Below are 12,306 nucleotides of genomic sequence, written 5' to 3'. Positions count from 1 at the left end.
CCTTCAAGGGGCCGGTCTCTAGGTCCAGGTGGATGAAGAAATGGGGGTCACGTCAAAGAGTATATCCTTCGTTGGCTCCGCTAATCGCCGCAAAGCTTCAGTCTCACTCCGCCGGATCGTCAAACTCGGGAAATATCGCTCTCCGGCCATTAGCACACCCCTACTCCGGGCGGCTTAAGTGAGCACGCCGAGTCGTATGTTCATCGCTGCGGTCGAGACTTGCAACTCCTGAGCAAGCTTTTCAACGTTCCGCTCGCCGTTCCGCATAAGACTCGTAATCAGTGGCCAAGGCATTAGGATTTCTGCTGCCAAGGCATTCGCCTCAAACTCACGCCTTTCCGACAGGCCACTTCGATAAAAGGTGTCGTCGACCAGTTCGTTTCCAATCACATCCCGGTGCAGCACGAAGTGCGCAAGCTCGTGCGCAATTGTAAATCTCTGTCGGTTACGATGCTCATGGCGATTGACCTTGATCGTCCACGTTTTTCGGTCGGCTTGGTCGAGCGTCAACATACCCGAGACAGCCAGAGGCAAATCGCTGATCATGACCTTGATCCCGAGATCGCTCGCGATCGCGCCTACCTTCACTGGCGCGGTCTCCTGATGACGGGCGATCGCCTCCGCAGCGTAGGGTGGCAGCTGCGCTAGGCTTAGTCTTGCCATGCTTCATCCCCCTGTTGGTGCTCTGGTGCTGCATCAGCGCGCAGAACCGACGTGCCTAGTGCGTCCTGCACTGCGTCTCGTGCTCGCGCCTCCATTGCCTGGGAGATTGCAGTGTCGACGATCTTCTTGAACCCCCCAGATGCTAGGTAGGACTCGCTGCCGAGCTTTGACGTCTCAACGGCAGTCTGTTCAGCCATCCCGCGAAGCGTTTGGAAGCCCCAAATCGCCGCCACGGCTACGATGAAACCGATGAACGTCACTATCAACGACACTACCGATAGCAGAATAGCTATTAGGTCTTTGTACTCCCAAGCCCCCGGCTTGATCAGAGAAGCACCCTGCGCGTCGAGCAACAGAAGCAGAAAGGCAAACATGCCTAGATTTGCTGCGAAGATCGCCCGTTTCACCCACCGCATGTGGCTGGTTAAAACGTGATGATCGCGATGTCGAGGAGGTCGCGGGGGTAATACCGCAATGATCAAAGGGGTAAACGCGTCACGGTGCTTAGGAAAACACCAAAGAAATCAACGTTGGTGACCCCTACGGGAGGGGTCAATCTCCGAACGACGCTAGGTATTCCAACAACTTGGCAAGTGATCAACCACCGCCTTTGTGCCACCGTAGTATCAGCAGCGATCTGGCCCTGCAATGGCAGTGGCGATGCCTCTAGGCCGCTGACGCTTGCTCCGCCTTTCTTAGCAAGTCGATCACTGAGTCATATGGATCGTCGTCCACATCGGGGTCGGCTGAAAGCCGTGCGAGGTCTAGTGCGGTGCGCCCATCCGTATTCCCGATAAGGGGATCCGCGCCCGCCTTTAGCAACACCGATACGCTTGGACCGTCGGCTTGCGTCGCCGCGATCATCAGCGCGGTCCAACCCGGCTCCGTGCCGGCCAGCTCGGCACCGATCTCGCCTGTAGTCAGATCGATTGACGCGCCCGCCTCGAGCAGCAACGGAAGTGCGTCCGCGCGCTTCTTCAGAGCAGCCGTGTGTAGGACGCTCAACCCGTGCCGGTTCACCGCCGATCCGTTCGCGCCGGCCGTCATAATCGCACTGATTGTGTCGAGCGCGCAGCCTTCCATCGCGAGCTGCAACGCAAGCTCACCATCAGCCCGCGTCGCCTGTGGGTCTGCGCCGCGATCGAGCAACAAGCGCACGACAGCATCGTGGCTCCTGTCGCACGCATAGAGCAGGGGCGTCAGTGCTTCGGGCCCACCCATCACCCGCGGCTCGGGTGGTGGATGGTTGGCATCAGCGCCAGCCGCCAGCAGCAGCTCGACGCATTCGAGGCTGCCGCCGAATGCCGCAGCGGTAAGCGGCGTGATACCGTTCGCGATCGGCGATGAGGGATCGTCGCCTGCTTTCAGCAACCAGGCCAAAATCTCGGCCTGTCCATGCTTTGCGGCGAGCACCACCGCAGGCGTCGGCCAGTCCGTTTCCTCGCCGGCAGGCGTTCGCCCACGCGACCATTGCGCGGCTGCCAGATCCGCGCCGCGCTCGACGCACCAGCGCACCCCGGCAAGCGTTCCTGCCTCAATCGCGGCGGCCAGAGGTGTGTCGCCGCCCCATTGAAATAACCCGTTCTTGGACCAAGGCTCGGCTTCGTCGATGTCGAATCCATCTGCGACGAGTAGCTCGGCTATATCGAATCGCTCCGCTGCAACCGCGCGACCGAGCAGCCACCTGCCGGCGTAGTCGCGATCATCCAGGTCGGCTGTCCGCCAAGCCTGCGCGAAGACCGTAACGGGATCAGTCTCAACGGATCGACTAAGCGCGGCGGAGATATCGCGCTCCTCCGCCGTCGGGCGCTCTTCCTGAACTTCGCCGCACGCCAGCACAGGTTCAAGTTCGTCTGCGACCCAGCGATCGATGCCCTCTTCCCACCACTTCGGCTCGCGATAGGTGTTCCATGCATCTCGCGCCGCCGACAGCGCCTGCTGCGCCGCCGCTGTGCCGTTCCGCTCAGCGGCGACGCGGCACAGGTGAAACGCGACCTTGACCTCGAACGGATCGGTCACGGCGGCGAGCGCGCCTGCGGGGTCGTCCGGCATGGGCATCCCCGTCGCCCACTTGGCCGCGGCCCTCGCCTGCGCAACGGCGCTAGACTCGAACGCATCGAACCATTGGTTCCGGTCGGCTAAATTCAGCGCGCCTTGTAGTCGAAGGATCAGCTCAAGCCGGCGTTCAACCTCCTCCGTCACTGCGTCTGCGGTCGACCGGTCCAGACCCGCGCGCGCTACCGTCGCCACCGCGGGGGCGATCCGCTCGAACCGCGCGACCATCGCGTCGGCATCGGGAGGGGTGATTTCCGGCCACCGCCGCGTCCAAGTACCTGGCATGGCAACGCTGATCGAACTCTGGGGCGACCCGCCCCACCCCACGAGCAGGCCGACCGCCTTCGCCGCGGCGCAGATGGTCCAACCCGTCCATCGTTGCGAGCGCTCGGTCCCTGCTACCGCACCACCGACATAGATGATGTCGACTTCTGTGATGTCCTTATCGCTCGGCAGCGAGCGAAACCCGATGCGTTCGCAATCAAACCGCAAGACCTCATCACCGTCCGGGATGTAGTGGGCTTCCGCGCGCGCCTCCTTGTCTTCGTTGTCCAGCTCACCGGATACTGAATAGGCTACCGGCGGCGACTTCTCGCTAAAGTCTGGCGGGATGTGGTCCCACGCATCCTCAAATGAATGCCGGTGATGATATTTCTCATCGGGCGCGTCCATGTAGAACACGCCGCGTCGAGCCAACTCAACCTTGAGCTCGGCCAGTTTGGCTCGGAACGCCTCAGTGGCGGGACGGGCTGGGTGGGCGCGCCGCTCGGTCGGCAAATTCAGCCAGCGCATCGCGCCGTTCTGCAAAAGTCCGTAGCGATACACGGGCGAGTCGAAGGCTAGAGGGCCCTTCTCCGGTTGGAAGGGCGCGGTTCGTAGGGTCACCCCATCTCGCGCCAGAGCAGCTTGCCGCTCACGCTCGGGGGACGGTGGATACACGAAGCGCGACGTTTCGTCGCCGAGCCGCGGCCGGCCGAGCACCACGCCCTTCGTGCCGGGCAGCGCCAAGCACTGCCACTCGATCGCCACGTCAGCTGTAGTGACACTTTCGTCGGTCGGTAGCACCGCCCAGCAATGCGAGGCGCTCTGCACACCGACCAACCACGCACCCACCGGAAACGGCCCCGTCTCGATCGGCGGCTTCTCAACTGGCCGCAGGGCAAGATCCGCCTCGTCGCCATCGGGCGCTGCGTCGCCGATTACCCTTGCGCCGTTAGCCGGGACCAATCCCCAAGTATCGTCGGCTCCCTCCAACAGTCGGTCGCACCCGCTTGCCGTAAGCCCCGGCTGTTCCAACGACGACAGAACCTCGGGATCGATCGCGCGCCAGCGCACCCGAACAAACTCCCCCTCAACAAACGCGCCCATGAAATCGCCTCTTCCCGCCCATCGCTCTCCATAGTTAGCTCAAGCGCGATGACCGGCTACAATGCCACCACGATTACAAGCAGGATCATCACTCCCAGTAGAACTGCCGCCAGCAGCCCCCCTGACGAACCCGCCTTGTAACGCGGCGGCTCGCCCATCGGCTGGTAAACCGGCTGCGATGATGCTGGCGGGACGGCAACCGATGTGTGGCGCGCCGGCGAAGGTGGCGGTAAGGGCACCCCCTGCTGCCGGCTCCACTCTTCCACTGACATCGGCTCAGGTTCGCCGAAGTCGAGCTTTAGGTCGCCGAACGTGAACTGACGTTCGGCGGCGGACCAGCGCGTCTTAAGCCCCTTGGCGCGACCGAACGTGGTCAGCATCTTCTTAGCGTTAGCGATGTGCTTCGATAGCGCCGCTGCGCTTGTCGTGCCGACGTCGTTCAGATGATCGGCATGGGTCTGATAAGCGGTCGCTGCTTCTGAGAGTAACGGTTGCATATCCTCGTCGCAGTCAAACTCTAGACTAAATTCACCGCCCTTCTGCTTGGAGACAATCGAAGCCATCGCCCGCTGGACTTCAGCCTGCACCTTTGAGAAATGGCGGCTCAGGTCCAGCTGCCGCTGCACCGTAGCACGCTGGCGCTCATAGCGTGCTTGCTCACGCTCATGCGCGGCGTCCTCACGAAGCTCAGCCTTGGCCCGGCGTTCGGCGTCGGCCAAATCGGCTGCAGCAGAGCGCGAGGCTCGGCGCTGGTCGTCGAGATGGCGGCGCACCCAATACTGTCCTTGCCGCATGTTCTTGGGGCTGCCCCCGCGCATCCTGACCAAACGACGCTCCTCCATCGCGATGAGAACCTTCACCGCCTAAATTTGGGATCAAACACCTAAGTAACTTTGGAAACTGCAAAGTCGATCTGCTGCGCTATCGCGCCCCCGCGATCCAGCTCCGCCCACAGGAACACCACGTCGCCGCCGCTCACTTCCTGCAGCCGCGCGCCGATATTTCGCTTCTCACGGCTATCGGCGTTGTCAGTTCGGTCGGCGCCCTTGTATTCGACGATGAGCTTTCGGCCGTCGGTCAGCTCGGCGACAAAGTCGGGGTAGAACAGGTCCGTCGCCGTTGGTAGCGCGTAGGACCAGGCTGTCCGATCGACGTTGCGGACCCAGCGGTGAACCGCCGGGTGATCGTCAATCTGCACCGCCGCCATCCATTCCTCGCCGCCGTGCTTCAGGTCGCCGACCTGCGAAAATAGGTGCTTCCGGGGCCGCCACGGACCGGCATAGGGCGTGCGCGGGTCGTAACCGACCTTGCTGAAGCTGAAGCCGTTGTCGCCCAGCGCCAGCACGGGCGCGATGTCGCCGAGCAGCAGCTGCACGCCGCGCGCGCCGGCCTCGTGACGGAGCTGCGCTACGCGGGCGACGATCGCGCGGCGCAGCGCGTACTTGCCGCGGACGAGCTGCGCGAGCGGGATTCGACCGGCGACGCCTTCCACGACGCGGCGGCAATATTCGAGGAAGATCGGCTGGGCGACGTCGCGCTGGCGGGTAGTGCGGTCGAGCCATCGCGATAGCGCTGCCACGTCCCAATCGGTCGCGTTGTCCAGCGCCAGCTCGGCCGCAGCGTCGATCCGGCTGTAGACGACCTGATCGCCGTCCACGTCCATCTCGAACGTATCTGGCTGGTCGGTCAGCGCGAAGCCGGGCAGGGCGGTGTCGACCTGCCGCAGATCCCAGCCGCCGACGTCGACCAGCGTCTCGGGGAAAACAATTTCTAGCTGTCCGTCTCGCTCGATCGCGAGGCGCGGAAGCGTAAGCACCTCGCCCTGCTCGGCGGGCGACAGTGACGCCGCCCGCCGGACGAGAAACGCTTCCACAGCCGCCATCGATGAAGTCGTCTCCGACGTCACCGCTGCCGCCACGTCGCGCAACACCGTATCGGGCGCGGCCGTATCGAAGGTAATCGCCACGCCGCCCGCGCCATCGTCGGCGATCCGTGTCGCTGCGAGCATCTGGGGCGTCCAGCCGCTCTGATCGGGCCGCTCCTGCACGTGCAGCACCGGCAATTCGGGGCGGGTGAACAGCGGCTGGTCTTCGTGCCACTCAAACGTCTCGGGTTGCTCGACGATCGCCTCCAGCGCGGTGCGCTCGTCGAAGCCCATCTGAGTCAGCCGGTCCTTTAGCCCCTCCGCCGCCTCGAAGAAGTTCTTCTCCGACACGTGAGCGTAGGCGCGGTTCAGCTCCTCCGACGATCGCCGGGTAGCGAAGGGCATCCGCAGCACGCGGCCGAGCAGCTGCTCCACCGCGCCGCCGCTCCGAATGCTCGCCAGCGAGCAGAAGACATAGGCGAAGGAGCAGTCCCAGCCTTCCTTCAGCGCGTCGACGGTGATGACGTGCTCGATGATGCAGGCGGGGTCGAACAGGTCGATGCCGTCGAGCTCGCGCTGGTTGCCGGTCGCGACCGCGATGCGATCCCCCGGGATGCGGCAATCCTCGATCAGGTGGCGCTTCACCACTTCCACCGTTGCCTCCGCGCCCTCACGCGCGGGCTGAGCCTGATAGAGCGCGATCGGGCGGATGCCGCCGCCGTCCTTGGCAGCAATGCCTTCCAACCAGGCGCGATTATCGACCGCGTGCGCGATCGCTGCCTGCCAGCTGCCGTGCTGCGACAGGTGGATCGGCAGCTTGATCATGTCCGCCGCCTTCAGCTCGGCCGCGGTCGCCGAGACGATGACGTTGGAGCGCGTCGGCGTGGCGGTGAACTCGACGATCGCAGCAGGGCCGAGCCGCTGCGCGGTCTCCGCCCACAGTGGCGATACGAAATTGTGTGCCTCGTCGACGATCACGAGCGGCCGATGCAGCTTCAGCAGGTTGGCGAAGCTGGCGATCGGCTTGCCCCGGCGCGGGCCATCCTCATGCCGGGCGAGATCGACGCCGGGCGGCAGCGCGGCGAAGTGCGGCTCCAGTTCCTCGTCGTCGCGATAGACGTTGCGGTCGCCGACGTTGGTGACGCGGAAGGACTGAACGGTGGCGACGATCACCGTCGCCGCGTCGGTCATGTCCTGCGGGCGGAGCTGCCGCCGCTCGTCGATCCCATAGACGCGCACCGCGCCGCCGAACGTCGCCTCCAGCGCCTGCCGATAGGGGTGCCCAACCTTCTTGAGCGCGCCCAGCGTCTGCTCGGCGATGGTGGTGGAGGTGACGAGCCACAGCACCACGGGGAAGCGCCGCGCCAGGTAGGTGTCGCGCGCCACGCCGATCGCGTGCGCGGCGAGCAGCGTCTTGCCGCCGCCGGTCGGCAGGCGAAGGCAGCAATAGGGCACGTCCGGCAGCCCGGCGAGCGGGCGATAGGTCGCGCCATAGGCGCCCGGCTCGCCCACCGTGCAGGCGGCGGCATAGGCAGCGGCATGGTCGCGGATCGCCGCCTGGTCGAGGAAGGTGCGGAGCGCATCAAGCGCACGGCGCTGATAGTCCTTGAGTTCCATCAGCGCGCCTTCACGTCATAGGGGGTCTGCTTGAACGTCACGCCCGCTTCCGCCAGCCGCGCCGCGCCCAGCTTGCTCCATTCGCCATAGACCGTCATCGGCCCGTCCCAGCCGCTTTCTGCGCGGAGGCGCGCAAGCAGCGCCGCAGTCAGCACGTTGCCGCCGTTGACGGAGCGGTCACCGAGGATGCCGTTGTAGAGCAACGCATAGGCGACATCGTTATGCACACCCAGAACCGGCGTATCGGCAGCCCCGGTGAAGGGCGCGCCGGTCTCGCTGAACCAGATATGCGCGGCGAGTGTCGCGAAAAAGATGCCGTCGGCGATGTGCCCGTCAGCCTCGAACACCGGCGCGCCGAGGCGATAGAAGCGATAGCCACCGCCGCCGGTCCAGCCGACCGCTTCGCTGACGCCGCCCTGTTCGCCCGCGATCACCTTGTCGAGCCGCGGCTTGCAGTGGGTCTTGGCATGGTCGCCCATCTCGATGCCGATCCAGCGCCGCCCCATTTTCTGCGCGACGGCTGCCGTCGTGCCAGAGCCGAGGAAACTGTCGAGCACGAGATCGCCCGGGTTGCTGGCGATGTGCAGGATCCGCTGCATCAAGCGTTCGGGCTTGGGCGTGCCGAATACGTCCGACGAATTGAACGCCAAAACCTCTCGTTTTGCGTCCTGATTGTCGCCGACATCATCCCGCATCCACAGAGTGTCAGGCACGATGCCGTTCTGCACTTCCGACAAGAAAGACTTTCCGCGAGGCTTCTCGAGCTCCTGCCGCGCACCCCACCAAAGGCGGTTGTCAACGATGTTTCGTTCAGTTGCGGAACGATCATAGGCCCAAACGCGAGTTTCCTCTGGCCATACTTCTTCTCCCGTCCTCGGATGGACGATCGGATAATAAAGATTTGGGCGCTCAGTGCGCGTTTTCGCACAGGTATATACGACTGACTGCCACCGCCCGCGCGGGTCGTCATCTGGATTCCTATAACCAGAAAGCTGCGCCTCCGTTCTTTGCAGCTTGTTCGGCGCGAACGCATCCACATGTCGAGCATAGCAGTGGATGTGATCGTGGTTCTGACTGAAACCAAGAGCATCATTCTGCCGAGCGTATTTCTTTTGCCAGATTACGTTTGAAATGTAGTTCCGTCGCCCAAACACCTCATCCATCACGACTTTGAGGTAGTGTCCCTCATTGTCGTCGATCGACACCCAGATGCTGCCGTCCTCCGCCAGCAGCTCGCGCAGCAGCACGAGGCGCGGATAGATCATCGCCAGCCACTGGCTGTGCTCGAGATTGTCGTCGTAATGCTCGAACGCCGACCGCGTGTTGTAGGGCGGATCGATATAGATGCACTTCACCGCACCCTTGTGATAAGGCAGCAGCGCCTTGAGCGCGTCGAGGTTGTCACCCTGGATCAGCATGTTGGCGACGTCCGCGTCGCCGCCGTCCAGCGCGGGCACCGCTTCCAGCAGCCGATACGGCACCCCCGCCGCCGCGCGCACATCCTCCCCGCGCGTCATCCAGTCCAGTATCGGCACCTAACCCCCAAGTAACACAACAGCTTCGACGCCGGTGTAGCCGCTTGCCGCCTAAACGGACAACCTTTGACGCGTGCTGGGAAAAGGCCGGCCTGCTGCCCGTCTTCTGATCGGTGAAGGGGTGGGGAAAAGCGCGAAGCGCCCCTGCGCCGCGCCGATCCGCGATCGTCGTCCGGCATCGCGTCATGGAAAGTGGAGACAGGCCATGCGCCGAGGACAACCGCCTCAGCACGATACCTTCAACCTGCACGACGTGGTCGTGTACGACATCGAAACCGTCGTCGGCGAAGCCGACACGCCGGTCGATGGATCGTTCCCGCCCTGGCCTCGCCACCGGCCGGTCAGCGCCGCATTCCTGCGGGCACGCTGGACGACCGCGGGCTACGTGTTCTCGTTAAACACGCTGATGAGCGTGCCGGGCGGCGAGGCGGCCTTCTACCAAGAGGTCGAGCGCCAGCTGCCGTCGAACGTCACCGGCATCTCGTTCAACGGCCGTGGATTCGACAACCGCGTGCTGTCCATCCAAGCCATGAAGCACTCCCCTGGCCTCAGCCTGGCGGGGCTCGCCCGGCAGTGCTTCGCCGGACGGTTCGACGGCGCGCACTGCGATCTCGCCGACCAGTTCGGCGGACTGGGCGGCGCACGCCCGGTTGCGCTGGCCGAGATCTGCCACGCGCTCGATGTGCCGATCAAGACGTCCACGTCGGGTGGCGACGTCGGCGCCTTGTGGATCGCGGGCCAGCATCAGGCCATCCGCGACTATGTCCGCGAAGACGTCCTCGCGACGTATCTGTGCTGGCTGCACTTCATCGCCTTCATCAAGTCGGATGAAGCGCTGCTGACGCTGCCGCTGGCGCAGCTGTCGGCGTGGATCGAGTCCGAACCCGGCCTCGCCCACTTGAAGCCGTTCGCGGACTGCCGGCCTGCCCGGGCCGCCCGTGCCCGCGCACCGGCGCTCCGCGCGGCGGCAGCGTTGAAGGACGCCGAGCGCCGCGCCGCACAGGACCGTGACGAAGCCGCCTTCGCCGCGGGCGCGGCCAGCCCATTCTGAACGGCCGGGCATCGGCCCGGATCATCACCATCGACGTCTTCCCGCTGCCGGCATCGTCAGCAGCGGGATGACGCGCGTCCACGAGGATCGCCATGACCTTCTATCACCACGCCCGCGGCTATGTCGCGATCACCGCCGCTGCCATCACCGTCCCGCCGTCCGGCGATGGCCGGCATCCGCCGGGACAGCATCTTGTCGGGATCGGCATGTTCCTCGCCGAACGGGGTGGAAAGCGCCGCTGGCGCTTCGCCCGGCGATCCCAAGCCATCCCCGCCGGCACGCCGGAAAGCGTGTTGCTAGACTGGGCGGCACAGCGGCTGCCGGACGATGCCACGCCGATCGGCTGGAACGTCGACCACGGGCTCGTTCCGCTGCTGCTCGACGCTGCGGCCGGTGCACCGGCTGCGGTCGCCTGCACCTTCGTGCGCAGCCTCCATGGTCTGCTCGGCAGGGGGGTGGTCGACATGAGCCTGTGGCACGGCGGCGCCGGCGCGCCACCGCTCACGCGAGTCGCTGCCGACATGGCCATCCATGCGCCGGCCCGGAAGGCGGACGCACTCATGGGTGCCTGGTCGATCGGCAACGTCGATCAGCTGCGCCGCGACCTCGCGGACGAAGCGATGGCGATCTGGCGCGTGTTCGTCCGCACCGCCGGCCTTACCGGCCTTGATGCCGAGGCGGCGACCGACGCTTGGGTCCTACGCCGCCAGCGGATGAACGCGGTGGCCCGCACCGGCGAGGCCCGGTGACCGAGGCTGCGAAATCGGGGTCCGTAAAAGAGCGGAAAAATGAAAGTTCCCCCGGCCGGCAGGCCGTCAACAGCGAACAGGAGACGACAATGACATCGCCGTATCTGGATTACGCCTCGCACTGGTGCTTCGCGCTGCGCACGCTGATGGGCTATCCCGCCTATGCCCCGCCGTTCCACACCATCGCGTGGTGCTCCAGCGCTCCCCGCAACATTTTCGAGGCGCTCGAACTGACACGGATCGCCGCCGACAAGGGCTGCGACTTCGTTCACGCCAGCTTCTCGCTGGACACGGACGAGCCCCTTGGCGTGTCGCTCGCAGTCCGGCGGCGAGAGGGCATCGAGTGGATCCCGGACGTCCGCCTGTACGCGGCGGATGACAGGGCGCCGATCGAGCTCCTTGCTGCGGATCGCCGCTGGCTGATCGGGCCGAGACTGTTTCTCACCAGCGCCAAGCTGCCGCCGAAGGCGCGCCGCGCGCCGGGCGAGGCGATCGCGTGGCGACGCTGGCGACACGCGGTGGCGACGACGACGCTGCCGAAGCTGGAGGGATCGGTCTGGGTGCCGCCCGGCGGTGCCTTGGCGGACGCGATCCCGCACGAGCGGATCAAGGTCGCCGCCTGACCCTCACCATCATCATCGTGCCCGCCACGATGCTCTGCGACGCCGCCCCTGATCCGGGCGGCGTCGCCGTTTTTAGGAGTTCGCCATGACGCTCTACATCACCAAGACCGAGGTCGAGGCCGCAAAACGCAACCTGTTCGCCCGCCCGCGCGACCGCCGGCCCAACGACCACCCAGACTTCAAGGTGCGGCCGATTAGCGAGGCCTGGCGCCTCGTCCACCGCATGCCCGCCTACAAGACCGCCGTTTCTAACACCGCCTATATCTGGCGTGACAGCGCGCCGGTCGACCGGTTCGGGCCTATGCCGGCGAAGTTCGCCGAGCGCCGCTGCGAACTTCGCGGCGCCGGGCTGATCCTGCCCGCCAGCGCCCCTGACTGGGCGACCATCGATTACACGATCTGGGAAGAAGCCGACGCCGCGACGATGGCGACCGGTGATCCAACTGCAGTCGCCGCATGGCATGTGATGATGGAGATCCCGGTCACGATCCGGCCGGATCGATGGAAGTGGCTGGTCACCGGATTCGCCGAGCGCGAACTGGCCGCGCGCGGTGCTGCCGTCGCATGGGCGATCCACGCACTGCAGGGCGACGACGGCTGGATCGTGAATCCCCACGCGCACCTGATCGTAACTGCGCGCTACTGGCGGCACGATCACCGGCAGGGGCAGCGCCACCCGGCGTGGATCGGATCATGGGAAGCGCAGAAGCGATTGGAGTTCGCCTGGCGACGGCGGTGCGGGATGGCGCGGAACGGCCTGTGGTGAGCACAACGCGGCTCT

General features: G+C 65.1%; 10 protein-coding genes. 4 read left to right on the top strand and 6 right to left on the bottom strand.

Annotated features, from left to right (window positions below; all coding sequences use genetic code 11):
• Window positions 1–174 precede the first annotated feature (174 nt).
• The 6 genes from ACFDS6_RS05480 to ACFDS6_RS05455 form a co-directional block, all read right to left on the bottom strand.
• A complete protein-coding gene (locus tag ACFDS6_RS05480) occupies window positions 175–663 on the bottom strand; it encodes an ImmA/IrrE family metallo-endopeptidase (RefSeq protein WP_375271105.1) in 489 nt (162 codons plus the stop codon).
• A complete protein-coding gene (locus ACFDS6_RS05475) occupies window positions 651–1,037 on the bottom strand; it encodes a hypothetical protein (RefSeq protein WP_375271104.1) in 387 nt (128 codons plus the stop codon). Before ACFDS6_RS05475 ends, ACFDS6_RS05480 begins: the two co-directional genes overlap by 13 nt.
• Window positions 1,038–1,329: 292 nt before the next feature.
• On the bottom strand, window positions 1,330–4,086 hold the full coding sequence (locus ACFDS6_RS05470) for an ankyrin repeat domain-containing protein (RefSeq protein WP_375271103.1): 2,757 nt from the start codon (window positions 4,084–4,086) through the stop codon (window positions 1,330–1,332).
• 56 nt (window positions 4,087–4,142) lie between these two features.
• Window positions 4,143–4,946, bottom strand: a complete 804-nt coding sequence (locus ACFDS6_RS05465; RefSeq protein WP_375271102.1) for a hypothetical protein — start codon at window positions 4,944–4,946, stop codon at window positions 4,143–4,145.
• 23 nt (window positions 4,947–4,969) lie between these two features.
• Entirely contained in the window at window positions 4,970–7,567 is a 2,598-nt protein-coding gene (locus ACFDS6_RS05460; RefSeq protein ID WP_375271101.1) for a DEAD/DEAH box helicase, read from the bottom strand.
• Entirely contained in the window at window positions 7,567–9,102 is a 1,536-nt protein-coding gene (locus ACFDS6_RS05455; RefSeq protein WP_375271100.1) for a site-specific DNA-methyltransferase, read from the bottom strand. The genes ACFDS6_RS05460 and ACFDS6_RS05455 overlap by 1 nt, the downstream gene beginning before the upstream one ends.
• Before the next feature lie 259 nt (window positions 9,103–9,361).
• Here ACFDS6_RS05455 and ACFDS6_RS05450 point away from each other — a divergent pair, with 259 nt between their 5' ends.
• The 4 genes from ACFDS6_RS05450 (at window position 9,362) to ACFDS6_RS05435 (ending at window position 12,291) form a co-directional block, all read left to right on the top strand.
• A complete protein-coding gene (locus ACFDS6_RS05450; RefSeq protein ID WP_375271099.1) occupies window positions 9,362–10,153 on the top strand; it encodes a hypothetical protein in 792 nt (263 codons plus the stop codon).
• A 92-nt stretch (window positions 10,154–10,245) separates the two neighbouring features.
• On the top strand, window positions 10,246–10,902 hold the full coding sequence (locus ACFDS6_RS05445; protein ID WP_375271098.1) for a hypothetical protein: 657 nt from the start codon (window positions 10,246–10,248) through the stop codon (window positions 10,900–10,902).
• Window positions 10,899–11,525: a hypothetical protein gene (locus tag ACFDS6_RS05440; RefSeq protein ID WP_375271097.1), complete on the top strand. Its 627-nt coding sequence runs from the start codon at window positions 10,899–10,901 to the stop codon at window positions 11,523–11,525. Before ACFDS6_RS05445 ends, ACFDS6_RS05440 begins: the two co-directional genes overlap by 4 nt.
• Window positions 11,526–11,610: 85 nt before the next feature.
• Window positions 11,611–12,291, top strand: coding sequence for a MobA/MobL family protein (locus ACFDS6_RS05435; protein ID WP_375271096.1), 681 nt, complete (start codon window positions 11,611–11,613; stop codon window positions 12,289–12,291).
• Window positions 12,292–12,306: the final 15 nt, after the last annotated feature.

Origin of the sequence: Sphingomonas sp., assembly GCF_042095875.1 — a bacterium.
Lineage (GTDB): Bacteria > Pseudomonadota > Alphaproteobacteria > Sphingomonadales > Sphingomonadaceae > Sphingomonas.
Note: the sequence above shows the minus strand (reverse complement) of the source record. Positions and strands in the feature narration are given on the sequence as shown.

What these genes read in the sequence shown, in the direction of transcription:
- ACFDS6_RS05460 (WP_375271101.1), bottom strand. Translation starts at nt 7,567, where the DNA reads ATGGAACTCAAGGACTATCAGCGCCGTGCGCTTGATGCGCTCCGCACC.
- ACFDS6_RS05435 (WP_375271096.1), top strand. Translation starts at nt 11,611, where the DNA reads ATGACGCTCTACATCACCAAGACCGAGGTCGAGGCCGCAAAACGCAAC.
- ACFDS6_RS05470 (WP_375271103.1), bottom strand. Translation starts at nt 4,086, where the DNA reads ATGGGCGCGTTTGTTGAGGGGGAGTTTGTTCGGGTGCGCTGGCGCGCG.
- ACFDS6_RS05480 (WP_375271105.1), bottom strand. Translation starts at nt 663, where the DNA reads ATGGCAAGACTAAGCCTAGCGCAGCTGCCACCCTACGCTGCGGAGGCG.
- ACFDS6_RS05445 (WP_375271098.1), top strand. Translation starts at nt 10,246, where the DNA reads ATGACCTTCTATCACCACGCCCGCGGCTATGTCGCGATCACCGCCGCT.
- ACFDS6_RS05475 (WP_375271104.1), bottom strand. Translation starts at nt 1,037, where the DNA reads ATGTTTGCCTTTCTGCTTCTGTTGCTCGACGCGCAGGGTGCTTCTCTG.